Source organism: Aeromonas media (assembly GCF_020423125.1).
Taxonomy (GTDB): domain Bacteria; phylum Pseudomonadota; class Gammaproteobacteria; order Enterobacterales; family Aeromonadaceae; genus Aeromonas; species Aeromonas media.
The window spans coordinates 3,761,143-3,784,252 of sequence record NZ_CP075564.1 but is presented as its reverse complement, the minus strand read 5'-3'; the positions used below and the strand labels follow the sequence as shown (position 1 = coordinate 3,784,252).

Genomic DNA, 23,110 nt, shown 5'->3' with positions numbered 1-23,110 from the left:
CTCTTTCATTTTGGGCCCCTCGGCTGGCCCCTCAAAAGGTGTCCTTCGGGACACCTTTTACATTTCTGTGATCCACGGAGGCTGGAATGGTGACCCTGGGCTGGGTATTATCGATGACACTGCGTTTAATTTAGTAAACAAATGCAACCAAGGCAGGATGCTGAGCATGCAGACAGGAAGACACAACGGACACCAGGAGCACGTGGCCTCCTATTACGCGGCCACCCGCAACGACCATAGGCAGTGGCCCGAGCTCAGCGGTGAGCTGAATGCCGACGTCTGCATCATAGGCGGCGGTTTCACCGGCCTCAACACCGCCATCAACCTGGCCGAGGTCGGTTACAAGGTGGTGCTACTGGAGGCCAACCGCATCGGCTGGGGCGCCTCTGGGCGCAACGGCGGCCAGCTCATTCGCGGCATAGGCCACGACACCAGCCAGTTTGCCCGCTGGATAGGCGAGCAAGGGGTGCGCGAGCTGGACCTGATGGGGCTGGAGGCGGTGCAGCTGGTGCGCGAGCGGGTCGCGCGGTTCAACATCGACTGCGATCTGACCTGGGGCTACTGCGATCTGGCCACCAAGTCACGCCACCTCAAGGGATTTGAGGAGGATGCCGAGCACTTGGCCAGCCTGGGCTACCAGCATGAGGTCAGGCTGGTCCCCAAGGGTGAGATAAGGTCAGTGGTGGGGTCGGATCGCTATATCGGCGGCATGATCGACATGGGCTCAGGCCACCTGCACCCCCTCAACCTGGCGCTCGGCGAGGCCCGTGCGGCAGCCAGCCTGGGCGTCGCCCTGTTCGAGCACTCCAGGGTGACCCACATCGACTATGGCGAGCGGGTCGAGGTGACCACGGCCCACGGCCGTTGCCGCGCCAACTATCTGGTGATCGGCTGCAACGCCTACCTCAATGAGCTCAATCCCGAACTGGGGGGCAAGGTGCTGCCGGCGGGCTCCTACATACTCGCCACCCAGGTACTGGAGAAACGGCTGCGTCAGCGGCTGCTGCCGCAAAACATGGCGGTGTGCGATCAGAACGTGGCGCTCGACTACTACCGGTTGTCGGCCGATGGTCGCCTGCTGTTTGGCGGGGCCTGCAACTACTCGGGGCGTGATCCCAGGGACATCAAGGCGTTTATGCTGCCCAAGCTGCTGCGGGTCTTCCCTGAGCTGGCGGGCACCGCCATCGAGTTTCAGTGGGGGGGCATGATAGGCATAGGCGCCAACCGGCTGCCTCAGATCGGGCGCCTCAAGGAGCACCCCAATGTGCTCTATGCCCAGGCTTACTCGGGGCACGGCCTCAATGCCACTCACATGGCCGCCAAGCTGGTGGCCGAGGCGATCAGGGGGGAGAGCCGGGGCTTCGATCTCTTCAGTAGCGTGCCCCACATGACCTTCCCCGGCGGACCTGCCCTGCGCTCCCCCTTGCTGGCGCTCGGGATGCTGTGGCACCGGATGAAGGATCTGCTGTAAGTCTAAGGGGGAGGGCTGGCGGCAGGGAGGAGGGCGCTTATCCCTGCTGCGCCGGTTCTGCCAATTGCCAGCCCTGCTCTGTCTTCATCATCCAGACCTGGCTCTCCTGCGCCAGGGCCTGGCCTGCCTCGAATTCGCCGTATTTGCGCTCCAGCTCCATCAGCGCCATCTCCTGCTGGAAGGGGCCGACCCTGTCATAGACCAGATCCTCGTCGTGCAGTACCTGCAGCTGATCCAGCCCCTGCTTGAAGTGGAGCCGGTAGCTCACCCTGACGAGATAGACCCCCTCCATCCGCTCCTCCTTGTCGAGCACGGCGAAGTCGCTGATCTCGAACAGGTTAGCGTCTGTCTCGGCCTGCAGCCTGGCGGTGACCTGGCTCTGGATCGCCTCTTCACCTGGACCTGAGTTGCAGCCATAGAGCCAGCAGGCCAGCAGGGGGATGAACCACTTTTTCATCAAAACTCCGGATGATGCGAGACGGGAAAGGGAAAATTTTGCCATGGCGCCAGTCATATACAAGGGATGGTCAGAAAAATCAACGCGCAGTGGAGAGGGCGGCCCGCGAGCTAAAGCAGACCGCCATGATTCAGCGCAGCTTGTCCAGCTGGCCAAGGAACTCGGCGGGCCCCATAAAGCCGGTCACCCGCTGACCGCTTACCTCGTTGCCATCGCGATCGAAGAAGATCAGGGTCGGCAGCCCCAGCACGTTCAGGCCGTTGAGCAGATCCACATCGGCATCGTCGTTGGCGGTGACGTCAGCCTGCAGCAGCACCATGTCGGCGAAGCGTGCTCGCACCTCGGGATCGCTGAAGGTCTTGTGCTCGAACTCCTTGCAGGCGACACACCAGTCGGCGTAGAGATCCAGTAGCACCGGCTTGCCGCGGGCGGCCTCGAGTCGGGTCTTGAGGTCATCCAGGGTCTTGATGCGGATGAATTTAGGAGCCTGGATCCCGGTGCTGGCCTTGACGCCAGGCTCGGGCAGCAGCAGATCCTTGCCGACCACCACCAGAGTCATCATCGCCAGCAACAGCACGAAGCCACCGAGGCTCTTGCCGAGCGAGTGGGCGCGATGCTGGTTGTGGTGATAGAGATAGGCACACAGCACCAGTGCCCAGCCGAGCCAGAGCAGGGTGGCAATCTGGTCGCTCAAGAGCCGTGACAGCAGCAGTATGGGCACCGCCAGCAGTGCAAAACCAAAGAGTTGCTTGATCACATCCATCCAGGCGCCCGCCCTGGGCAGCAACTTGCCCCCCGAGGTGCCGAGCAGCAGCAGTGGCAGACCCATCCCCAGCGACAGGGCATAGAGCGCCGCGCCGCCAAGCCAGAGATCGCCGCTCTGGGCCACGTAGATAAGCGCCCCCGAGAGCGGCGCCGTGGTGCAGGGGGAGCAGACCAGGCCGGAGATCATCCCCATGATGGTGACCCCGACCACGGCTCCACCCTGTTGGCGGTTGGAGAGGCCTGACAGGCGGGTCTGCAGGCTGCTCGGCAGTTGCAGGGTATAGAGCCCGAACATGGAGAGCGCCAGCAGCACGAACATGACGGAGAGGCCGATCAGCACATAGGGGTGCTGCAGCGCGGCCTGGAACTTCAAACCGGCCGAGGCGACGACCAGCCCGAGCAGGGTGTAGGTGACCGCCATCCCCTGCACATAGACGAAGGAGAGCAGGAAGGCGCGGCGGGTAGAGAGGTGCTGACCGGCACCGGCGATGATGCCGGTCAAAATGGGGTACATGGGGAAGACGCAGGGGGTGAAGGCAAGTCCCAGCCCCAGCGCAAAGAAGGCGGCGATGCTGAGCCAGAAGCCCTGGCTGTCGAGGGCGGCCGCCAGTAGATCCTGCTGGCTGCTGGCTGGCGCCTCGATGGCGTCAGCGGGGCCGGCCTGCCCGGCGGCGTCACTGGTGGCAGTGAGAGGCTGCACCGGGATCCGCTTGTCGGTGGGCGGATAGCAGAGACCCTCGGTGCAACCCTGATAGCTTATCTTGAGGCTGGCGGCGTCCCCCACCTGGGTCAGGGTGACGGGGATCTGCAGCTCCTGATAAAAGACCCGGGTCTTGCCGAAGAAGTCATCCTCATGTTCGGTGCCGGCAGGCAGCACGGGCGCCTCGAAGGCGAGGTTGTCCCCCTTGACGCCGATGCTGTGGCGATAGAGGTAGTAGCCGTCGGCGAGGCGCAGGGTCAGCAGCAGCTTGTTTCCCTGCTGCTCGCTCTCGAGGGCGAAGGCCTCGTCGACTTTCAGAAATTTGGGCTGGGTATTGGTCTCGATGCCGAGACTGTTGAGCAGATCCTGGCTGCTGGCCTGGACGGGGGCCGCGAGCAGGCTCAGCAGGAGCAGCAGGGGGCAAAGCAGGCGAAACAGTGTCATGAGGTCTCCTGTGTCAACCAGTCGAGATAGGGTTGATGACCCTGGCTTGCGGGGAGCGCCAGGATCTCCGGCACCTGGTAAGGGTGGTGAGCCAGAATGCACTGACGCAAGGGCTCGAACAGCGAGGCCCTGGATTTGATGATGAGCTGGATTTCACGTGCGCGCTCAATTTTCCCCTGCCAGCGATAGACGGAGTTTACTCCCGGTAACTGGTTGATGCAGGCGGCGAGGCGCTGGGTGAGGAGGTGCTCGCAGAGGAGGTCTGCACTGGCTTCATCAGGGCAGGTGCAGAGCACCAGAATGGCGTCGGTCATGGGGTTGGCAGTCTCATCAACGGGGGCGCTCTGGCCCTCTGGAACAGCGGTTACTATACCGGGCAAAGGGGCAAATAGCACCCGGTCCGCGCCCGGCTGGCGGGACGCTCAATTAGTGATGCGCCCGAGATAGACGCTGTGAAAAGGACAGGGCAGAATGAGCGGGCTTGTTCCCACTCTACGTAAGGAAATGTATGACCCAACAGAATGAGCAGCAGAGAAACCGCATGTTGAGCCTGTTGCGTGAAGGCGAGCGTCGCATGTTGGTGCAACTGGCCGGTCTGCTGCGTACCAGTGTCGATGAAATCAATGCTGAACTGGAGAAAGAGGAGCTGCTGTCCGCCCTGGAGCAACCCATCACGGTGGAGTATCTCAACGGCGTGGTGCAGCACCATCTGTTCGAGCGTCTGCACAAGGGGGACATGGTCGCGGCACAGCGCATGCTGAACCAATATCAGAGCGACCTTGAGGCCATGCTGAACCAGGAATCGGCCCAGATCGAGACGCCCGCCGACGAGGTAAAGGCGCAAGCCTGAATGCCTGTCTTCTGAGGCTCCAGATCAGCACCATCATGCCAGCCACATGATGGTGCCTCGTTTTATTCCCTTCCTCTGTTAACCCGTGACCCGTTGCGCGCCCTGGCCCGGGATGGGGAACACCTTGTCATAACTCCAGTTGTAAATGAAGGCATAGACCAGGTAGAACAGCACGAAGCCCAGATCCAGCAGCAACGCCTCCAGCAGGCCGATGTCGAGCCACCAGGACATTACCGGCAGAGCGACGACCAGTAGGCCCCCTTCGAAACCCAAGGTATGCAGCACCCGCTGCCACAGGCTCTTGTGGGTATGGCCCTGCAGGCGCAGCAGCAACCTGTCCACCCCGATGTTGTAGACATAGTTCCAGACGGTGGCGACTACCGAGAAGAACAGGGCAAGTGGGCCCATGTGGTTGAGACCGACGCCGGTGACCCAGCTTGCCAGGGGGGCGGCGATCAGCAGGCCAATCAATTCAAAGCCGATGGCGTGGCGCAGGCGGTCACGGGTATTACGCATCATCTGTCTCTCTATCTATCTCTTTCTGTGGATGGCGGCCAATGTATCGCTATTATTCGATAGGTTCACGTTGGTATCTATCGTTAAAATAGATAGAGCTAGGTCCAAGAGCAGAGCAGGAGCAGACGGATGACCCCTTCACTGGAACAATTCAAGGCGTTGCTGGCGGCGGCTGAGACGGGATCTTTCTCGGCGGCGGCGCGCCGGCTGGGCAAGGCGCAATCGGTGGTGAGCACCGCCATTGCCAACCTGGAGATCGACCTCGGCCTCGAGTTGTTCGATCGCAGCGGCCGCTACCCGGTGCTGACCGAGGCGGGGGCCCGCATCAGCCAGGAGGCGGGGGTGCTGCTGGCCCAGAGCGAGCGGCTGCAGGCCATTGCCGGGGAGCTGGCCAGCGGCATAGAGTCGCGCCTGACGCTCGCCATCGACGATGACTCCCACCTGCCCTGGCTGGGGGCCCTGCTGGAGGAGTTCGCCGGCCGCTACCCGGCGGTGGAGCTGGAGCTGCTGTTCCCGCTGATGGAGGATGTGACCGAGCTGCTCAAGAGCGGGCGGGCCCAGCTCGGCATCAGCTACCAGAAGGCGCACCCCGAGCGGGAGCTGGTTTCCCGCTCCCTGGGGAGCGTCGCCATGCCCCTGGTGGTCTCCCCGGATCACCCCCTGGCCCACAAGACGCCGCTGCACGAGAGCGACCTGCAAGGGGCCCGCCAGCTGATGGTGACGGGACGGCGGGAGGGCACGGAGCGCCATCGTTTTCGCCTCTCGTCCCAGGTGTGGTGGATTGAGGGGGATCTCGGGATCCTGGAGCTGGTCAAGCTGGGGCTGGGCTGGTCTGCGGTGCCCGAGTTTCTGCTGCACCGGCCGCTGGCGCGAGGGGAGCTGGTGGTACTCAAGCCGGATTTCATGCCCCAGGCCGAGCTGGAGCTGGAGTTGCAGTGGTATCGCGCCCGCCCGCTCGGGCAGGCGGGGCGCTGGCTGAAGGAGGCCCTGCTGGCGCGGGTGCCTCGTTAGCCGACCTTACTCGGTCAGGGAGTAGGGCAGGGGTTGCAGGGCGAGGCGGGAGCCTTCCTCCTGCTTGAGGCGGAAACTGGCATCGGCCTCGGTGTCTTTTGGCAGCACGGCGGTGAGCCACAGCTGGCCATCCTGCTGCCAGGCGTTCAGCACCATGCCGCTGCGCCGCCAGTTGTCACCGAGCTGGATCTCCAGGGTATCGCCGCTGGCAACGGGGCCACTGGCCTGCCCGGCCAGCACGAAGAGGGCGCGGTTGTTGGCACCGCGGTACTTCGCGCGCGCCACTATCTCTTGCCCCATGTAGCAGCCCTTGGTGAAGCTGATGCCGTCCAGGGCCTGCAGGTTCAGCATCTGGGGAATGTACTCACCCTGATGAACCGCCTCCAGGTGCGGGATGCCGGCCTTGATATCCAGACCCCACCAGAGTGATTCCTGTCCGACGGGCAAGCCGATATCGAGCGGTTGTTCGCTCACCAGCAACCATCGTTCGGCTTCCACCCTGACCGCCATGCCCCCCTCGACAAGGCCGGTTTCCTGAAGGCCGTATTGCGCCGCGATCCAGGCATCCGTGCCCTGACCGGCCAGACCGATCGCCTGGCCCTGGAACTCGCCGATCTCGACCTTGGCGAACACCGCAAACTTCTTGAGTTCGGGCAACTGGCGCGCCAGCACCGACGGCTTGGTCAGCAGCAGCAGGCTCTCATCGAGGCAGAGCAGGCGAAAATCGCTCCACAGCTTGCCCTTGGGGTCGCAATGGCCGCCGAGGGTGCTTTGGCCCGGTTGCAGGGTATTGACGTCGCAGGTGACCTGGCCTTGCAGATATTTCACGCGATCATTGCCGGTGAGGCGGGTGATGGCCAGATCGGTCAGGGGAAACAGGGTTGGCTCGGCAGGAAGAACAGGGGTCGGCAGGCTCACGATGGTATTCCAGAGACAGAAAGTATGTGACCTGCATGGTAAAGACGTAAGGAATGTTTGTCAGCCGGAAAATCCAGCTGCTACCATCCCCGGGTCTTTGTAAGGAGAGTTCCATGTTGAGCCCAATTGAAAAGTCCCGCCTGAAGTGGGCCTGCCGTCGCGGCATGCTCGAGCTGGATGTGATATTTATGCCCTTTTTCGAGCACGAGTTCGACTCCCTGAGCGAAGCACAGCAGCAGACCTTCATCCGCCTGCTGGAGTGCGAGGATCCTGAACTGTTCCGCTGGAGCATGGGCCACGGTGTGCCGAGCGATCCCGATTTCGCCGCCATGATCCCCCTGATCCTGGAGCGCAATCAGGCCCGTCATGATCGCCTGAGTTGATTCCCGATGCGGGTCCTGATGCCCGTCATCCCCTCCCGGCGGCAGCGCATGCTGCTGCTTGCCCTGTTTCTGCTGTTGCTCTGGCCGGTTGCCGCTCTGATCCATGGCTGGCAATGGGGGCTGTTTCTCCCCTGCTGGTTGCTGGGGCTCTGGCTGGCCTTGCGCCCCGTCATGCAGAGGGGCGATGCGCTCTGCTGGGACGGAGAGTGGCTGGAGTGGCAAGGCCGACGTCATCGGCTGGATGACCGCAGCCGTATCCTGCCCGGTGTGCTCTGGCTGAGGTTGCAGACAGAAGAGGGCGCCGAGCGCCGCCTCTGGCTCTTCTCCGATGCTCTGGCACCCACGCATTACCGCGCCCTGGCCCGCGCCATCCACCTCGCCCTGCCCAAACCGCCAGATTCACCCCATATCAGATGACCCCGCCGGGGCGGGGTCATCTGATTGACGGTGGTGGGAGTCATTCACTCCCGATCCGGCGTCAGCACTGTCGGCTTGGGGTTTGCTTGCATGTCCGGGTAGTCGAGGTTGTAGTGCAACCCGCGGGACTCCTTGCGCTCCAGGGCACAGTTGACGATAAGCTCGGCCACCTGCAACAGGTTGCGCAGCTCCAGCAGGTTGTTGGATACGCGGAAGTTGGCGTAGTACTCCTGCACCTCCTGCTTGAGCAGGTCGATACGGCGCTTGGCGCGCGCCAGCCGTTTGTTGGTGCGCACTATCCCCACGTAATCCCACATCATCAGCCGCAACTCGTGCCAGTTGTGCTGGATCACCACTTGTTCGTCCGAGTCATCCACCTGACTCTCGTCCCAGGCGGGTAGATGGGGTGGTTCCACGCTGGTCGGGAGCTTGGCCAGGATGTCGGCCCCCGCCTGATGGGCGTAGACCACGCATTCCAGCAGGGAGTTGGAGGCCATGCGGTTGGCGCCGTGCAGCCCGGTGTAGGTCACCTCGCCGATGGCGTAGAGGCCGGGGATGTCGGTCTGGCCGTTGTTGTCGATCATCACGCCGCCACAGGTGTAGTGGGCTGCCGGTACTATGGGCATCGCCTCCTTGGTGATGTCGATGCCCACCGCGAGACAGCGCTCATAAATGGTCGGGAAGTGCTTGATGATGAAGTCGGCCGGTTTGTGGCTGATGTCCAGATACATGCAGTCGGCCCCGAGTCGCTTCATCTCGTGGTCGATGGCGCGGGCGACGATATCACGGGGTGCCAGCTCGGCCCGCTCGTCAAACTCAGGCATGAAGCGGCTGCCATCGGGGCGGCGCAGATAGGCCCCTTCCCCGCGCAACGCTTCGGTCAGCAGGAAGTTGGGGTCATCGGGATGGAACAGGCTGGTGGGATGGAACTGGTTGAACTCCAGGTTCGCCACCCGGCAGCCAGCGCGCCACGCCATGGCGATGCCGTCCCCCGAGCTCACGTCCGGGTTTGAGGTGTACTGATACACCTTGGAGGCGCCGCCGGTGGCCAGTGCCACGAAGCGGGCGCGGATCACCTCGACCTGCTCGACGTTGCGATTCCAGACGTAGGCGCCGAGTACCCGGTTGCCTGGCAGGTCCAGCTTGCGGGTGGTAATGAGATCGACCGCGTTGAAGCGCTCCATCAACTGGATGTTGGGGTGGGCGCGTACCTGATCGATCAGGGTGAGCTGCACCGCTTTGCCGGTGGCGTCCGCCGCGTGGAAGATGCGGCGATGGCTGTGACCCCCTTCCCGGGTCAGGTGATAGTGGGATTCCCCCTCGGCATCCTCCTCCTGATCGAAGGGGACACCTTGCTGGATCAGCCACTGGATGGAGTCGCGGGCGTTGCGGGCGGTGAACTCCACCACGGCCGGGTCACACAACCCGGCGCCAGCGTTGAGCGTGTCGCTCACATGGGATTCGATGCTGTCGGTCTCGTCGAACACGGCAGCGATGCCTCCTTGCGCATAGAGAGTGGCCCCTTCACTGATGGGCCCCTTGCTCAGAACCAGGACTTTGGCCTGGTCTGCCAATCGCAACGCGAGGGACAGACCGGCGGCACCGCTGCCAATGATCAGTACGTCGCAAAGGTATTCAACACTTGCTTTCATAAGTATCATTGGCCTGGATTAAGAACTGGCCCCATGGTAGCCCAAGGGGGGTTGTGATGCAGCCTGCATCACATTTTTTTCAATGCAAGCGAACTTTCTCTGATTCCTCCTGTCTGAACTTGTGCGCTTAGAAGGGGCCGGAAAAGAAGAACGATAACCTGATGGGGGTTTTACGGCTCTGATGAGCGACCAGAATCTACTGGACGAACAGCTGGTTGAACGGGTCCAGCGTGGCGATAAAAATGCATTCAACCTGTTGGTAAGAAAATACCAGCATAAGGTGGTCAACCTGGTGGCCAGGTATGTCAACAATCCGGGTGATGTGCCGGATGTGGCGCAGGAGGCCTTTATCAAGGCTTACCGGGCGTTGCCGACATTCCGTGGCGAGAGTGCGTTTTACACTTGGTTGTATCGGATCGCCGTCAACACGGCCAAAAATTACCTGACCTCACAGGGGCGCAGACCGCCCAGCAGTGATGTCGAAGCGGACGAGGCTGAATATTATGGTGGTGGTGAAGCCCTGCAAGAAGTGGCCACCCCGGAAAATCTGGCGCTGACCGACGAGATCAAGCGTACCGTGTTTGCCGCCATAGAAGCCTTGCCAGAAGACTTGAGAACAGCGATCACCCTTCGTGAAATGGAAGGGCTGAGCTACGAAGAGATTGCGGAGATCATGGATTGCCCTGTGGGTACGGTGAGATCCCGTATCTTTCGGGCGAGGGAAGCAATCGATAAAAAGCTGCAACCTCTGATCGAGAATTAAACTGGGGAAAGACAGGCAAACTTATGGCAAATAAAGAGCAACTTTCAGCCCTGATGGATGGTGACCTCAGCGACATGGAGGTTCTGAACGAGCTGGGAACGGATCCCGCTCTGCAAGATACCTGGGCTCGTTACCATCTGATCGGTGATGCCATGCGGGGAGACCTGCCGGTCAATCTGCAACTGGATCTCAGTGACAGCATCATGCTGGCACTGGAAGACGAACCCGTCATACTGGCGCCCAAGCCGGTGCAACCTGTTATGCCTCAGGTGAAGCCTGCTGGCAAGGTGGTGCCTCTGGTCCGTCGCTTTGGCCAGCAAATGGGACAGTATGCCATTGCTGCCTCTGTGGCTGCCGCCGTCATCTTCGGGGTGCAGCAGTATCAGGGCAACGACGGTATGCCGGCCAACCCTGTGCTCAACACCATACCGGTCGGTGGCAGTGCGACGCCAGTGAGCGTGCACTACCCCCAGGAGGGCAACCGCGCCACTCCTCGCCAGCAAGGCTTGAACGAGCAAGAGATGCAGGAGCAGCGCGAGCGTATCAACGCCTTCCTGCGAGACCATCAATTGCAACAGCGTCTGCTGCAAGACAAGCAGATTCAGGAATAACGCATCTTTAGGGATCAGACCGTGCGCCAGTCCAGCCTCATTCTGCTGGCCTCTCTTCTGCTGATTTGTGCCAAGGCCTCGGCCGACGATCTGTCGGCCGAGGCCTTGTTGCAGCAGATGCAGAGTGCCGTTTCGCAACAAAATTTTGAGTTGTCCATGGTCAAGGCCCGTCAGGGACGCCTCGAGCCCATTCGCTTCAGCCATGGGGTGATCGATGGCAAGGAGGTTGCTCATTTGAGCTACCTCGACGGCAAGGCGGTGGAGTACCTGCAACGCCAGAATGAATACACCTTCTTCGAGAACACCCACGAACCCTACACACTGAAGGGGGCGCGTTTTCCTGGCGTCTGGTCGAGTCTGGTGAGGATGCCGCTGCCCCGGGTGCTGGAAAGCTATGATCCCGTGCTGGCCGGTCGTAGCCGGGTGGCTGGTCTGGTGGCGCAAGTCGTGAGACTGGTGCCCAAGGAGGCGGACAAGTACGGCTTTGTACTCTGGGTCGATGAGCAGAGTCATCTGCTGCTGCGGGTGGACATGGTGGACAAGGAGGGCAACCTGGTGGAGCAGGTGCTGGGGGTGGATCTGGACAGGCAGCCGGCGCCCGCGCCCTGGCTTGTCACCCTGGCCCGCAGCAAGCTGCCCGATGCGCTGGCATTGGAAGACGCCTATCCCGCTCCCCAGCAGACCCTGAACTGGCACCTGACCTGGCTGCCGGGTGGATTCAAGGTACTCTCTCAGGACAGGCACCAGCTGGTCAGCACCAGCCTGCCGGTGGATTACATGATGCTGTCGGACGGTGTGGTGGATCTCTCCGTCTATGTCTCCCGGGTCGATCCCAAGCAGGCGGTACGTCAGCAATTGATCCGCCAGGGGGCCACTTCGCTGGTGAGCTTCGTCAACGAGGTTGGGGTGGAGATCACCGTGGTCGGGGAAGTCCCCACCGAGACCGCCAAGCGCATCGCCGAGTCGGTGCAGCCGCTGGCCCGCAACGAGGCGGTTCAGTGAGGGGGCATCCGGCCACTTGCCGAACCGGGATGACCGTGCTGAGATCGGGTAAATCCATAGCCGTTCGTCTGGAGTCATCCTGTGAGTAACATGAGCGAAGAGCTGGCAACCGTGGTGGCCGTCGAGGGGGCTTTTGCCTGGGTGGAGTGCGAACGGCGCTCCGCCTGCAGCGGCTGCCATCAGCAGTCAAACTGCGGTACCGGCACCGTCGCCAAGGCCTTTCCCCTGAAGTCGCAGCGACTGCGGGTGGCGCTGACCGCCGAGGTTCTGGTTGGTCAGCAAATCAGGCTTGGCATTCCCCAGGCGAGTATCCTGCGCGGCGCGGCCCTGGTTTATGTGCTGCCGCTGTTCTGCCTGCTACTCGGTGCCCTGCTCGGCCAGCTCTGGTTGGCGCCGCTGCTGTCGGCGGGGGAGGGCGTCACCATCCTCAGTTGCTTGCTCGGTGGCACCATCGGATTTTTACTGGTTCGTTACTTTTCTGCCCGGCTCGAGCAAGGGGAATATGGTCCCCGCATGCTCGGCGTGGTACTCAATACCCGTCACCTCTCCTGAGCGGCGTTACCCTTTTCTGGCTCCGTCGCCGCCGTTTTGGTGCCGAGGGCCCGCCAGACAAGGCGCTATTTCTGGTGCCCGCCGACTAAAGATTGGCCGTCGACCTGGTTATCCAGTAAAATCCTGCCCTCATATCCGACCCTAACTTAATTTTGAGTGATTCTTGCTCGATGAAACACATTCGTAACTTTTCGATTATTGCGCACATCGACCACGGTAAATCGACCCTGTCGGACCGTCTGATCCAGACTTGTGGCGGCCTGTCCGACCGCGAGATGCAGGCTCAGGTGCTTGACTCCATGGATCTGGAGCGCGAGCGCGGCATTACCATCAAAGCACAGAGTGTGACCCTGAACTACCAGGCACAAGACGGTAACACCTATCAACTGAACTTTATCGACACCCCGGGCCACGTGGATTTCTCCTACGAGGTTTCTCGCTCCCTGGCGGCCTGTGAAGGGGCTCTGCTGGTGGTGGATGCCGGTCAGGGGGTTGAGGCACAGACTCTGGCCAACTGCTACACCGCCATGGAGATGGAGCTGGAAGTGGTGCCGATCCTGAACAAGATCGATCTGCCTGCCGCAGAACCCGAGCGGGTTGCGGAAGAGATCGAGGACATCGTCGGCATCGACGCAGTGGATGCGGTGCGCTGCTCCGCCAAGACCGGCCTGGGTGTCGATCTGGTACTGGAAGAGATAGTGGCCCGTATCCCGGCACCGGAAGGTGATCCCGATGCCCCGCTGCAGGCGCTGATTATCGACTCCTGGTTTGACTCTTACCTGGGCGTCGTCTCCCTGGTGCGGATCAAGAACGGTTCGCTCAAGAAGAACGACAAGATCAAGGTGATGAGCACCGGTCAGGTGTGGGGCGTGGATCGCATCGGTATCTTCACCCCCAAGCAGGTGGACACCATGGGGCTGGGTTGTGGCGAGGTAGGTTGGGTCGTCTGCGGCATCAAGGACATCCACGGCGCCCCTGTGGGCGATACCCTGACGCAAGCCAAGAACGGTGCCGACAAGGCGCTGGCTGGCTTCAAGAAGGTGAAGCCGCAGGTCTATGCCGGTCTGTTCCCCATCTCCAGCGATGACTACGAGTCGTTCCGTGACGCCCTCGACAAGCTCTCCCTGAACGATGCCTCCCTGTTCTTCGAGCCGGAAAGCTCCACTGCACTGGGCTTCGGCTTCCGTTGTGGCTTCCTCGGCATGCTGCACATGGAGATCATCCAGGAGCGTCTGGAGCGGGAATACGACCTGGACCTCATCACCACGGCACCGACCGTCGTGTATGAAATCGAGCTGAACAACGGCGAGACCATCCACATCGACAGCCCGGCTGCAATGCCTCCGGTCAACAACATCAAAGAGATGCGCGAGCCCATCGCCGAGTGCAACATCCTGCTGCCGCAAGAGTACATGGGCAACGTGATCACCCTCTGTATCGAGAAGCGTGGCGTGCAGACCAACATGGTCTATCACGGCAAGCAGGTGGCGCTGACCTATGAGATCCCGATGGCGGAAGTGGTGCTCGATTTCTTCGACCGCCTGAAATCCACCAGTCGCGGCTACGCCTCCCTGGATTACGGCTTCAAGCGCTTCGAGACCTCCGAGATGGTGCGCCTCGACATCATGATCAACGGTGAGCGCGTCGATGCCCTGGCCATCATCACCCACAAGGAGAACGCCCAGTATCGCGGTCGCCAGGTGGTGGAGAAGATGCGTGAGCTGATCCCGCGCCAGATGTTCGACATCGCGATTCAGGCCTCCATCGGTAACCAGATCATTGCCCGCAGCACGGTCAAGGCCCTGCGCAAGGACGTGACCGCCAAGTGCTACGGCGGTGATGTGAGCCGGAAGAAAAAGCTGCTGAACAAGCAGAAAGAAGGCAAGAAGCGGATGAAGTCCCTGGGCCGTGTCGACGTGCCGCAAGAGGCCTTCCTCGCCATTCTCCACGTCGGAAAGGATTAATCGATGGCAAGCACCTTTTCCCTGATCCTGGCCATTGTCACCCTGCTGACCGGCATCATCTGGACAGTCGACAAGCTGGTCTGGTCCAAGCAGCGGGCGGCCAAGATTGCGGCCGCACGTGCCAGCGCCGGCTCGAACATTGACGAGAAGACCCTGGCCAAGGTGGCCCCCATGCCGGTCTGGATCGAGCAGACCGGCGGTGTCTTCCCGGTCATCGCGCTGGTGCTGATCCTGCGTTCCTTCATCTTCGAGCCGTTCCAGATCCCGTCTGGTTCCATGATGCCCACCCTGTTGGTGGGCGACTTCATCCTGGTGGAGAAGTTCGCCTACGGCTTGCGTGATCCCGTGACCAACACCAAGTTCCTCGAGACGGGTTCTCCGGAGCGTGGCGACGTGGTGGTGTTCAAGTATCCGCTGGATACCCGGGTGGACTACATCAAGCGGGTGGTCGGCATGCCGGGCGATCGGGTGATCTATCGCAACAAGGAGCTGATGATCCGGCCCAAGTGCGAGGAGCAGGAAGGGAAAACGTGCCCGGGCTTCAAGAAGCTCGACGTCAAGTTCGAGCAACGGGGGGAGTTCAGCCAGATGGGGATCCCGCTGGATCGCTACACCGAACAGCTGGGAACCGTCTCTCACGAGACCCTGCGCAACCCTCTAATGCCGGACCTGGTGGATCGCTACTATCGCCAGCCCGGTACCTACCCGGATGAGTGGGTGGTGCCGGAAGGCCACTATTTCGTGATGGGTGACAACCGCGACAACAGTACCGACAGTCGTTTCTGGGGCTTCGTGCCCGAGCAGAACCTGGTAGGCAAGGCGGTCGCCATCTGGATCAGTTTCGAATTTGAGCGCGAGGAAGGATCCAGCTTGCCAGGCTGGGTGCCGACCGGTGTGCGCTTCAACCGCATTGGCGGAATCAAGTAAATGAATATCAAGATGAACAGACTGCAGTCCCGTCTCGGGCATGTCTTTCAGGATCAAGAGCTGCTGACCCGGGCGCTGACCCACCGCAGCGCCGGTTCCCGTCACAATGAGCGACTGGAATTTCTGGGGGACTCCATCCTGAGTCTGGTGATTGCCGATGATCTCTTCCACCGCTTCCCGCAAGCGGCGGAAGGGGATCTCAGCCGGATGCGCGCCACCCTGGTGCGGGAGAAGACCCTGGCCGAGCTCGGTCGGGAGTTTGACCTCGGGGATCACCTGATCCTGGGGCCCGGCGAGCTGAAAAGCGGCGGGTTCCGCCGCGAGTCGATCCTGGCCGACACGGTCGAGGCGGTGATCGGCGCCGTCTATCTGGATACCGATCTGGAGCGGGTGCGGGCCCTGTTGCTCGGCTGGTACGCCAGCCGCCTGGACGAGATACGCCCGGGCATAGAGCAGAAGGATCCCAAGACCCGGCTGCAGGAAATTTTGCAGGGAAGCCGCAAATCCCTGCCGACCTACACAGTGACCAACGTCAAGGGCGAAGCCCACAACCAGGAGTTCACCGTCCAGTGTGACGTGGATGGCCTGGATGGTCCGCTGGTCGGGGTCGGCACCAGCCGCCGCAAGGCCGAACAGGCCGCGGCGCAGCAAGCATTGGAAAAACTGTCATGACAGATACTACCTACTGCGGCTTTGTCGCCATCGTGGGCCGCCCCAACGTGGGCAAGTCCACCCTGCTCAACAAGCTGCTTGGCCAGAAGGTCAGCATCACCTCGAAGAAGCCCCAGACCACCCGTCACCGGATCCTGGGGATCGACACAGAGGATAACTACCAGACCATCTATGTGGATACCCCGGGTCTGCACATCGAAGAGAAGCGGGCCATCAACCGCCTGATGAACCGCGCCGCCACCAGTTCCCTGGGGGACGTGGCCATGGTGGTGTTCATGGTCGACGGTACCCACTGGACCAAGGACGACGAGATGGTGCTCGGCAAGTTGCGCCACCTCAAGTGCCCTGTGGTGCTGGCGGTCAACAAGATCGACAACGTCAAAGAGAAAGAAGATCTGCTGCCCCACCTGGAGTGGCTGGGCCAGCAGATGAACTTTGCCCACATCCTGCCCATCAGTGCCGAGAAGGGCACCAATGTGGAGAAGATCCGCGAGTGGGCCAAGCCGTTGCTGCCGGAGAACGTTCACTTCTTCCCGGAAGACTACGTGACCGACCGTTCGTCCCGCTTCATGGCCTCCGAGATTATCCGCGAGAAGCTGATGCGCTTCACTGGCGAGGAGCTGCCCTACTCGGTGACGGTGGAGATCGAGCGCTTCAAGGTGGAAGAGAATGGCCTCTACCACATCCATGGCCTGATCCTGGTGGAGCGCGATGGCCAGAAGAAGATGGTCATCGGCAACAAGGGCGAGAAGATCAAGACCATAGGTACGGAAGCGCGCCTCGACATGGAACGCCTGTTCCAGAACAAGGTGCACCTGGAGCTGTGGGTCAAGGTCAAGTCCGGCTGGGCCGATGACGAGCGTGCCCTGCGCAGTCTCGGTTACGGCGATGACTAAGAACCTGTGCACGCGCTTACTGCGAGGCCATGATCAAGGCTCATGCGCTGCTCGGAATCCTCATGTGTGTTTACACACTCCGGTTCCTGCGCTGCTCTTTACCTTGCTGACGGCCTCTCGTGACAGAGCGTGGACAGGTTTTGATAGGTAATGGCGGATTGCTGAACCCGGCTTTCGTCATCCACAGTCGGCCCTATCGGGAGACCAGCCAGCTGGTCGAGGTCTTCACCCAGGATAGTGGCCGATTTACCCTGGTGGCTCGCGGTTCCCGCGGGCCACGCTCCCCTCTGAAGGGGCTGCTGCAACCCTTCACCTTGCTCACCATGAGCTGGCGTGGCAAGGGAGATCTCAAGAACCTCGCCCAGGTCGAATGCCCGGATCACTCCCTGCGACTCGGCGGCGATCGCCTCTTCTACGGCCTCTATCTCAACGAGCTGGTCTACTACCTGCTCGAAGCCCATACCCCCTTCCCCGAGGTGTTCGATGCCTATGCCCGTGCCCTGATGGCGCTGGCGGACGGCGAGACGCCGGAGCTGCCCCTGCGCCGCTTCGAGTTCCTGCTGCTGCAGGCGCTCGGTTATGCGGTGGATTTCGAATATGCCGCCGACGACGACACCCCGATCCAGCCCGATCTGCTCTACGGCTTCGAGCGGGAGCTCGGCTTTGTCGCTTGCGAGCGGGCGCCGGATCCCCGTACCCTGTTCCTCGGCGCCCACCTGCTGGCCTTCGCCGAGGGGCGATTCGATACCCCTCCCTTGCTGCAGGCGGCCAAGCGTTTCAGCCGGCTGGCGCTGCAGCCCTATCTTGGCAAACGCCAGCTCAAGAGCCGGGAGCTGTTTTTAAAGCGTAAAGCCAGCATGCAAGGCTGACACAGATTACAGACATATGGATATTGGCGCGGAGTGATTCACTGACCGCGCAGTCAACAGATGAAGAGTTTCAAGGAGTCCTCAATGAGTGAAATCTACCTGGGTGTGAACATCGACCATATCGCCACCCTGCGCAATGCCCGCGGCACCCAGTATCCGGATCCTGTCCAGGCCGCCTTCGTGGCCGAGCAGGCCGGTGCCGATGGCATTACGGTTCACCTGCGTGAAGATCGCCGCCACATCACCGACCGCGACGTGGAGATACTGCGCCAGACCATCCAGACCAGGATGAACCTGGAGATGGCGGTGACCGAGGAGATGATCGGCATCGCTTGCCGCATCAAGCCCCAGTTCGTCTGCCTGGTACCGGAGAAGCGCACCGAGGTGACCACTGAGGGCGGCCTGGACGTCGCCGGTCAACTGGACAAGGTGACCGATGCGGTGACCCGCCTCGCCGCCGTCGGTGCCCAGGTGTCGCTCTTCATCGACGCCGACCCCATCCAGATCGATGCGGCCGCCGAGAGTGGTGCCCCCTTTATCGAGATCCACACCGGCCGCTATGCTGATGCCACCACGGATGCGGAGCGCAACGCCGAGTTCAAGCGCATCGCCGCCGGCGCCTCCTATGCCGCCGGCAAGGGCTTGAAGGTCAATGCCGGCCATGGCCTGCATTACCACAACGTCAAGGCCATCGCCGCCATTCCCGAGCTTTATGAGCTCAACATCGGTCACGCCATCATAGGCCGCGCCGCCTTCGACGGTCTGGCCAAGGCCGTGAGCGACATGCGCCTGCTGATGCAGGAAGCTCGTCAGGGGATCTGATAGCCCCTGGGGATGAGACAGAAAGAGGGACGCCGCGGCGTCCCTCTTTCGTTGTCAGGAGATGTATTCAGTCCGCCTCGGGAAAGTAGCGCTCGAGCAACGCCATAAGTATGGCCTGACACTCGGCGTCCGGTTCACCGGTGATCAGGGCTGGACGGAAATGGAGTTGGAAGGCACGCATTGCGGTGCGGCTCTGCTCATCCCAGGCGCTACTCGGCAGGATACCGTAGCCGTAGCGGGCGAGCTGCTGCTGCCAGGCGAGGGCATTCCAGACGGGGGGCGGCTGCTGGCGCAGGGCTGCGACTCTGGCCTCGTCGGGCCAGGCGCCAACGCCATAGCGCAGGGCCAGCTCGCGCCAGGGGAAGTGAGGGCCGGGATCCTGCTTGCGTTCGGGGGCGATGTCACTGTGGGCCAGCACCTGGGTGGGGGGAATGTGGTAGCGCTGAACCAGCTCCTGGCTGAGGGCGCCAAGGGCGGCGATCTGGGCCCGGGTGTAGGGTTGCCAGTGCCTCAGGTGAGCGGGGAGGGCCGCTTCTTTCTCGTCATAGCCCAGATTGACTATCTCGATGCCCAGCGAGCTGGCATTGAGCCCGGCATACTGATGCCAGCGGCTGCGACCGGCGTGCCAGGCGCGCTGGCTGTCGGGCACCAGTTGGTAGACGGGAAGCGGCCGTTCGTCGGTGTCGCGGGGGATCAGGTAGTGGGCACTCACCTTGTGTTCGGGTTCAGTCAGCAGGCGCAGGGAGCGGGCGTCATCCTCGTCGGTGTAGTGGAGGATCAGAAAGGCGATACGTTCATTCTGGTTGGCACTGGTATGGCGGGTGGATAGCTCATAAGGTGCCGGTTGGCAGGCGCCAAGCCCCAGCAACAGGCTGAGTGACAGCAAGCTGGTGCGGCATTTACCTAGCCAGGGGGAACAGGAAAACAGGGATGGCCAGCGCGGCCTGCCGCCCAGGCGGAATGACGGGGGGCAGGCGTGCTGGCCCATGGCTCAGGCGCGCCGTCTGGCGGTGACGCGCGCGCGCGGGCTCATGGTTCGGACCTGTACTTGGCGGTGAGGCCGATGAGGAAGTTGCGCAGGATCTGATCCCCGCAATCCTGATAGTGCTTGTGATCCTTGGCGCGGAACAGGGCGCTCAGCTCGGACTTGGAGAGGTTGAAGTTGGCGAGCTTGAGGGTGCCCAGCATGTCTTCTTCCTTGTAGTTGAGGCCGATGCGCAGCTTGCGCAGGATCAGGTTGTTGTTGATCCGGTTCGGGATCACCTGGGGCGGGGCATCTTCCCGCACACCGCGGCGCACGACGATGAAACCGTCGAGGAACTGGCTAAGTGCCGCGTCCGGGCAAGGGACAAAGCCCGGGTCCTGCTCTTCCCCTTCCGCGGCCTCTTTCAGCAACCAGCTGTGGAGCTGGGCGTGAGTGACGGTCAGGTTGCCCTTGGCAAACATCTCGACCATCTGATCGTTGCTGATGGTAAGGGCGTAGCGCAGGCGGCGCAGAATATCGTTGTTGGTCATGTTGACTCCTGTGGAAACGGCGCGATTTTACCATCTGCGGGCCTCGCAGTCAGAAAAAGCGCCTCATTCGATCAGGGCCAGGTAGCGAGGGGCCTCCCGCTTCACCTGCTCCAGGGCATCTTGCAGCTCCAGCAGCTCGGGTTCGAGCTCGCTGACGGCCACGCCGTCGCGCAGCTGCTGCTCGAGCTGGGAGAGCAGGCGTTGCAGGCCGGGCACCCCCGAGTAGGCACAGCCGCCGTTGAGGCGATGGAGCTGGGCCAGCACTTCGTCATCCTCCACTCCGCCCGTCAACGCGGCTTCCAGCATGGGCTCCACCTCGTCGAAGCTGGCCAGCAACATGGTCAGCATCTCTTTGGCTAGTGCCTCTTTGCCCGCCGCCTGGCGCACCGCCAAGGCCCAGTCTATCTGTTGATCCCCCTGGTTCTGATGGCGCCTGTGGGCGAAGTCGGTGATGAGCTGCGCCAGCATGCCCTCGTCGATGGGCTTGGACAGGTAGTCGTCCATGCCTTGGCGGATCAGCCGCTCCCGTTCACCCGGGATGGCATGGGCGGTGACCGCGACGATCGGGGTCTCGGTGTTGAGGGAGTGATGCCGAATAGCCTGGGTGGCGCTGATGCCATCCATGACGGGCATCTGGATATCCATGAAGATGATGTCGAACGGCTGGCTCTGGGCCAGGTTGACCGCCTCCTTGCCGTTCTTGCACACCACCACCTCGGTCACCATCTCCTTGAGCATGGCGGCGATAAGCTTGAGGTTGGCCGCATTGTCATCCACCGCCAGCACCTTGACGGCTTGCACCCGGCGAGGCGTCGGCGCGGGCAGCGGCGTTCGCCTGGCCGCTTCGGGGGAGAGCAGGGCGTGCAGCAGTTTGCGATGGTTGATGGGCTTGGAAAGGCAGTGGGCGGCGCCATGGGCCAGCATGGCGTCATAGAGCGCCGGCTCGTGGCTGCTGAGCAGCACTATGGTGTTCTGTTGCCCGCTGAGGCCATCGAGACGGGCTATCACCTGTTGCGGAGTATGCAAGGTACTGCCGCCGATGATCACCATGTCCTGGCTGCCCATCTCCGGCCAGCCGTCTGCCATGGTCAGCGACTGCACGTCCAGTTGCCATTCGGCCAGCAGGGAGAGCAGGGAGGCGTGGGTGAAGGGGTCCGGCTCCAGCAGCCAGACCCGCTTGCCCAGGATGCGATCCAGCGGCAGCCGCTCGGTCTGGGGCAGGGGAGAGACCTCCAGCTCCAGATTGAACGAGAAGACGGAGCCCTTGCCAAGCTCGGACTCGAACCGGATCTGACCACCCATCTGCTGCACCAGCTTCTGGGTGATGACGAGCCCGAGCCCGGTGCCGCCATAGCGGCGGGAGATGGAGGAGTCGGCCTGGTTGAAGGCCTGGAACAGCTGGCGCTGCTGTTCTTCCGAGATGCCGATGCCGGTATCGCGGATGAGGACCCGTAGGCGCACCTTGTTGCCGTTGGGGGCCCCGGTCTGCTCGACACGCACATCGACGTTGCCGCGCTCGGTGAACTTGATGGCGTTGCCGGTGAGGTTGGTCAGCACCTGTTGCAGGCGCATGGGGTCGCCGGTGAGATAATCTGGCACGGCGGCATCCACCTGCAAGGAGAGCTCGAGTTGCTTGTCATGGGCACTCGGCCCCAGCAGGTGCATGGTCTCGTTGAGGGTGTCGCGCAGGCTGAACGGTATATGCTCGAGCTGCAGCTTGCCCGCCTCCAGTTTGGAGAAGTCGAGGATGTCGTTGATGATGCCGAGCAGGTTGCGCGCCGACTTCTCTATGGTCTGCATGTAGTCGGTCTGACTCGGTGTCAGGCTGGTTTTGAGCAACTGGCGGGTGAAGCCGATGACGCCGTTGAGCGGGGTGCGCAGCTCGTGGGACATGTTGGCCAGGAACTCGGATTTGACCCGCGCCGCCTCCTGAGCCCGCTTCTTCGCCATGTCGAGCTCGACGTTCTGGATCTCTATCTGCTCGAGCGTCTCTCGCAGATCCGAGGTCGCCTGATCGATGTTCTGCTGCATCTCTTCATGGTATTCGGAGAGCGCCTTGGCCATGGCGTTGATGCCGTTCTTCAGCATGTCCAGCTCGCCGGTGAGCTGACCGCTGACCCGGGTATCGAGGCGCCCCTCCCTGATCCGGTGCACCGCCTGCACCATGTCGGTGATGGGCTGGGTCACACTCTTGACCAGGCGGAAGCCGAACAGGGTGCTGATGGCGAGGCCGATGAGCACGATGATCACCGCGAAGAAGGCGTCGCGATACTGCAGGACGATGGCCCTGTCGGTGGCGAGCTGCATGGAGATGTAGCCGATGACAGGCGGCTCCAGATCGCTCGGCAGGGGGAAGCCGTCCAGGCTGGTCTCGGCCTGGATGGGGGTGCGCAAGATGATGTCATCGCCGTTGAAAGAGACGCTGGTCAGCGCCGGGATGGCGCTGCCATCGGGCAGGCGCAGCTGGCTGAAGTCCCTGTGGTAGTTGGACGTCACGAACAGCTGGTTGTCCTGGGTGAAGACGGCGATGGACTTGATGAAGGGGGAGTTCTTGCGATGGGTCAGCCCGATCAGCCGCTTGAGCGACTCACGGCTGTGCTGGGTCATGCCGTATTCACTGGCGATGGCCAGGGGCTCTATGATGTTGATGCCCTGATCGATCAGGTTGTTTTCCAGCTGATGGTAGCGGTGGAAGGTAAAGTAACCGGCGATCAGGCCGCCGATGATCAGGGTTGGCAATATGGTAAATGCCAGTACACGGGCTCTGAGGCCGTACTTGGTCATGCTGATAAACCGCCGGCAAACATGATGCAGACCATAGCCCCGGGGACGTGTGGGCGCAGGGGGAGGGCTGGCAATACAGTCGATGTCACCGTACGGGCGCTCAGGCCGTATCCTGTCATATCAATGGGCCACTTATGGTCAGATTGGGC

General features: G+C 61.9%; 24 protein-coding genes. 15 read left to right on the top strand and 9 right to left on the bottom strand.

Annotated elements, in window-relative coordinates; all coding sequences use genetic code 11:
- Positions 1–166 precede the first annotated feature (166 nt).
- Positions 167–1,471, top strand: a complete 1,305-nt coding sequence (locus KI797_RS17430; protein ID WP_226170329.1) for an NAD(P)/FAD-dependent oxidoreductase — start codon at positions 167–169, stop codon at positions 1,469–1,471.
- A gap of 37 nt (positions 1,472–1,508) precedes the next feature.
- On the opposite strand, the gene KI797_RS17425 is transcribed toward KI797_RS17430, so the two are convergent.
- The 3 genes from KI797_RS17425 to cutA form a co-directional block, all read right to left on the bottom strand.
- Positions 1,509–1,928, bottom strand: a complete 420-nt coding sequence (locus tag KI797_RS17425; RefSeq protein ID WP_041205025.1) for a hypothetical protein — start codon at positions 1,926–1,928, stop codon at positions 1,509–1,511.
- Between the two features lie 130 nt (positions 1,929–2,058).
- Complete coding sequence (locus tag KI797_RS17420; protein WP_226170326.1) at positions 2,059–3,837, bottom strand: protein-disulfide reductase DsbD; 1,779 nt, start codon at positions 3,835–3,837, stop codon at positions 2,059–2,061.
- Positions 3,834–4,151, bottom strand: coding sequence for a divalent-cation tolerance protein CutA (gene cutA / locus KI797_RS17415; protein ID WP_005332803.1), 318 nt, complete (start codon positions 4,149–4,151; stop codon positions 3,834–3,836). The genes KI797_RS17420 and cutA overlap by 4 nt, the downstream gene beginning before the upstream one ends.
- Before the next feature lie 194 nt (positions 4,152–4,345).
- Here cutA and KI797_RS17410 point away from each other — a divergent pair, with 194 nt between their 5' ends.
- Positions 4,346–4,687, top strand: a complete 342-nt coding sequence (locus KI797_RS17410; RefSeq protein WP_041205027.1) for a hypothetical protein — start codon at positions 4,346–4,348, stop codon at positions 4,685–4,687.
- Positions 4,688–4,765: 78 nt separating this feature from the next.
- Here KI797_RS17410 and KI797_RS17405 read toward each other — a convergent pair whose 3' ends face one another.
- The gene (locus KI797_RS17405; protein ID WP_042648741.1) at positions 4,766–5,203 is read right to left on the bottom strand and encodes a PACE efflux transporter; all 438 of its coding nucleotides are present in this window, start codon (positions 5,201–5,203) and stop codon (positions 4,766–4,768) included.
- A 129-nt stretch (positions 5,204–5,332) separates the two neighbouring features.
- Between KI797_RS17405 and KI797_RS17400 the strand changes: the two genes are divergently transcribed.
- On the top strand, positions 5,333–6,214 hold the full coding sequence (locus KI797_RS17400; RefSeq protein ID WP_005332797.1) for a LysR family transcriptional regulator: 882 nt from the start codon (positions 5,333–5,335) through the stop codon (positions 6,212–6,214).
- 6 nt (positions 6,215–6,220) lie between these two features.
- On the opposite strand, the gene ygfZ is transcribed toward KI797_RS17400, so the two are convergent.
- Positions 6,221–7,126 carry a tRNA-modifying protein YgfZ gene (gene ygfZ / locus KI797_RS17395; protein WP_139750833.1) on the bottom strand — a complete coding sequence of 302 codons (906 nt, stop codon included), beginning with the start codon at positions 7,124–7,126 and terminating at the stop codon, positions 6,221–6,223.
- A gap of 119 nt (positions 7,127–7,245) precedes the next feature.
- Between ygfZ and KI797_RS17390 the strand changes: the two genes are divergently transcribed.
- Positions 7,246–7,515 (top strand): FAD assembly factor SdhE, encoded by a 270-nt coding sequence (locus KI797_RS17390; RefSeq protein ID WP_041205030.1) that lies wholly within the window; start codon positions 7,246–7,248, stop codon positions 7,513–7,515.
- An 18-nt stretch (positions 7,516–7,533) separates the two neighbouring features.
- The gene (locus tag KI797_RS17385) at positions 7,534–7,932 is read left to right on the top strand and encodes a protein YgfX (RefSeq protein WP_226173160.1); all 399 of its coding nucleotides are present in this window, start codon (positions 7,534–7,536) and stop codon (positions 7,930–7,932) included.
- Between the two features lie 44 nt (positions 7,933–7,976).
- Here KI797_RS17385 and nadB read toward each other — a convergent pair whose 3' ends face one another.
- Positions 7,977–9,584 (bottom strand): L-aspartate oxidase, encoded by a 1,608-nt coding sequence (gene nadB / locus KI797_RS17380; protein WP_005332793.1) that lies wholly within the window; start codon positions 9,582–9,584, stop codon positions 7,977–7,979.
- Between the two features lie 181 nt (positions 9,585–9,765).
- On the opposite strand from nadB, the gene rpoE reads away from it, so the two are divergent.
- The 10 genes from rpoE to pdxJ all read left to right on the top strand — a co-directional run bounded on the left by rpoE (position 9,766) and on the right by pdxJ (position 18,662).
- Positions 9,766–10,347, top strand: a complete 582-nt coding sequence (gene rpoE / locus KI797_RS17375) for an RNA polymerase sigma factor RpoE (protein ID WP_005332791.1) — start codon at positions 9,766–9,768, stop codon at positions 10,345–10,347.
- A gap of 23 nt (positions 10,348–10,370) precedes the next feature.
- Positions 10,371–10,958, top strand: coding sequence for an RseA family anti-sigma factor (locus KI797_RS17370; RefSeq protein ID WP_043128422.1), 588 nt, complete (start codon positions 10,371–10,373; stop codon positions 10,956–10,958).
- A 21-nt stretch (positions 10,959–10,979) separates the two neighbouring features.
- Positions 10,980–11,960 (top strand): MucB/RseB C-terminal domain-containing protein, encoded by a 981-nt coding sequence (locus KI797_RS17365; protein WP_043128421.1) that lies wholly within the window; start codon positions 10,980–10,982, stop codon positions 11,958–11,960.
- A gap of 90 nt (positions 11,961–12,050) precedes the next feature.
- A complete protein-coding gene (locus KI797_RS17360) occupies positions 12,051–12,512 on the top strand; it encodes a SoxR reducing system RseC family protein (protein WP_005332785.1) in 462 nt (153 codons plus the stop codon).
- A 170-nt stretch (positions 12,513–12,682) separates the two neighbouring features.
- Positions 12,683–14,476, top strand: coding sequence for a translation elongation factor 4 (gene lepA, locus KI797_RS17355; RefSeq protein WP_025328260.1), 1,794 nt, complete (start codon positions 12,683–12,685; stop codon positions 14,474–14,476).
- 3 nt (positions 14,477–14,479) lie between these two features.
- Positions 14,480–15,403, top strand: coding sequence for a signal peptidase I (gene lepB, locus KI797_RS17350; protein ID WP_005332782.1), 924 nt, complete (start codon positions 14,480–14,482; stop codon positions 15,401–15,403).
- A complete protein-coding gene (gene rnc / locus KI797_RS17345; RefSeq protein WP_043128419.1) occupies positions 15,404–16,075 on the top strand; it encodes a ribonuclease III in 672 nt (223 codons plus the stop codon).
- Positions 16,072–16,971: a GTPase Era gene (era, locus tag KI797_RS17340; RefSeq protein WP_043128418.1), complete on the top strand. Its 900-nt coding sequence runs from the start codon at positions 16,072–16,074 to the stop codon at positions 16,969–16,971. Before rnc ends, era begins: the two co-directional genes overlap by 4 nt.
- 158 nt (positions 16,972–17,129) lie before the next feature.
- On the top strand, positions 17,130–17,840 hold the full coding sequence (gene recO / locus KI797_RS17335) for a DNA repair protein RecO (RefSeq protein ID WP_005332779.1): 711 nt from the start codon (positions 17,130–17,132) through the stop codon (positions 17,838–17,840).
- An 84-nt stretch (positions 17,841–17,924) separates the two neighbouring features.
- On the top strand, positions 17,925–18,662 hold the full coding sequence (gene pdxJ / locus KI797_RS17330) for a pyridoxine 5'-phosphate synthase (RefSeq protein WP_041205039.1): 738 nt from the start codon (positions 17,925–17,927) through the stop codon (positions 18,660–18,662).
- A gap of 67 nt (positions 18,663–18,729) precedes the next feature.
- Here pdxJ and KI797_RS17325 read toward each other — a convergent pair whose 3' ends face one another.
- The 3 genes from KI797_RS17325 to barA all read right to left on the bottom strand — a co-directional run bounded on the left by KI797_RS17325 (position 18,730) and on the right by barA (position 22,961).
- Complete coding sequence (locus KI797_RS17325) at positions 18,730–19,650, bottom strand: N-acetylmuramoyl-L-alanine amidase (RefSeq protein WP_226170323.1); 921 nt, start codon at positions 19,648–19,650, stop codon at positions 18,730–18,732.
- Positions 19,651–19,691: 41 nt separating this feature from the next.
- Positions 19,692–20,177 (bottom strand): YehS family protein, encoded by a 486-nt coding sequence (locus KI797_RS17320; RefSeq protein WP_005332775.1) that lies wholly within the window; start codon positions 20,175–20,177, stop codon positions 19,692–19,694.
- A gap of 63 nt (positions 20,178–20,240) precedes the next feature.
- Positions 20,241–22,961 (bottom strand): two-component sensor histidine kinase BarA, encoded by a 2,721-nt coding sequence (gene barA, locus KI797_RS17315; RefSeq protein ID WP_043132011.1) that lies wholly within the window; start codon positions 22,959–22,961, stop codon positions 20,241–20,243.
- Between the last annotated feature and the right edge of the window lie 149 nt (positions 22,962–23,110).

What these genes read in the sequence shown, in the direction of transcription:
- KI797_RS17430 (WP_226170329.1), top strand. Translation starts at nt 167, where the DNA reads ATGCAGACAGGAAGACACAACGGACACCAGGAGCACGTGGCCTCCTAT.
- KI797_RS17425 (WP_041205025.1), bottom strand. Translation starts at nt 1,928, where the DNA reads ATGAAAAAGTGGTTCATCCCCCTGCTGGCCTGCTGGCTCTATGGCTGC.
- KI797_RS17420 (WP_226170326.1), bottom strand. Translation starts at nt 3,837, where the DNA reads ATGACACTGTTTCGCCTGCTTTGCCCCCTGCTGCTCCTGCTGAGCCTG.
- cutA (WP_005332803.1), bottom strand. Translation starts at nt 4,151, where the DNA reads ATGACCGACGCCATTCTGGTGCTCTGCACCTGCCCTGATGAAGCCAGT.
- KI797_RS17410 (WP_041205027.1), top strand. Translation starts at nt 4,346, where the DNA reads ATGACCCAACAGAATGAGCAGCAGAGAAACCGCATGTTGAGCCTGTTG.
- KI797_RS17405 (WP_042648741.1), bottom strand. Translation starts at nt 5,203, where the DNA reads ATGCGTAATACCCGTGACCGCCTGCGCCACGCCATCGGCTTTGAATTG.
- KI797_RS17400 (WP_005332797.1), top strand. Translation starts at nt 5,333, where the DNA reads ATGACCCCTTCACTGGAACAATTCAAGGCGTTGCTGGCGGCGGCTGAG.
- KI797_RS17390 (WP_041205030.1), top strand. Translation starts at nt 7,246, where the DNA reads ATGTTGAGCCCAATTGAAAAGTCCCGCCTGAAGTGGGCCTGCCGTCGC.
- KI797_RS17385 (WP_226173160.1), top strand. Translation starts at nt 7,534, where the DNA reads ATGCCCGTCATCCCCTCCCGGCGGCAGCGCATGCTGCTGCTTGCCCTG.
- nadB (WP_005332793.1), bottom strand. Translation starts at nt 9,584, where the DNA reads ATGAAAGCAAGTGTTGAATACCTTTGCGACGTACTGATCATTGGCAGC.
- rpoE (WP_005332791.1), top strand. Translation starts at nt 9,766, where the DNA reads ATGAGCGACCAGAATCTACTGGACGAACAGCTGGTTGAACGGGTCCAG.
- KI797_RS17370 (WP_043128422.1), top strand. Translation starts at nt 10,371, where the DNA reads ATGGCAAATAAAGAGCAACTTTCAGCCCTGATGGATGGTGACCTCAGC.
- KI797_RS17360 (WP_005332785.1), top strand. Translation starts at nt 12,051, where the DNA reads ATGAGCGAAGAGCTGGCAACCGTGGTGGCCGTCGAGGGGGCTTTTGCC.
- lepA (WP_025328260.1), top strand. Translation starts at nt 12,683, where the DNA reads ATGAAACACATTCGTAACTTTTCGATTATTGCGCACATCGACCACGGT.
- lepB (WP_005332782.1), top strand. Translation starts at nt 14,480, where the DNA reads ATGGCAAGCACCTTTTCCCTGATCCTGGCCATTGTCACCCTGCTGACC.
- rnc (WP_043128419.1), top strand. Translation starts at nt 15,404, where the DNA reads ATGAATATCAAGATGAACAGACTGCAGTCCCGTCTCGGGCATGTCTTT.
- era (WP_043128418.1), top strand. Translation starts at nt 16,072, where the DNA reads ATGACAGATACTACCTACTGCGGCTTTGTCGCCATCGTGGGCCGCCCC.
- pdxJ (WP_041205039.1), top strand. Translation starts at nt 17,925, where the DNA reads ATGAGTGAAATCTACCTGGGTGTGAACATCGACCATATCGCCACCCTG.
- KI797_RS17325 (WP_226170323.1), bottom strand. Translation starts at nt 19,650, where the DNA reads ATGGGCCAGCACGCCTGCCCCCCGTCATTCCGCCTGGGCGGCAGGCCG.
- KI797_RS17320 (WP_005332775.1), bottom strand. Translation starts at nt 20,177, where the DNA reads ATGACCAACAACGATATTCTGCGCCGCCTGCGCTACGCCCTTACCATC.
- barA (WP_043132011.1), bottom strand. Translation starts at nt 22,961, where the DNA reads ATGACCAAGTACGGCCTCAGAGCCCGTGTACTGGCATTTACCATATTG.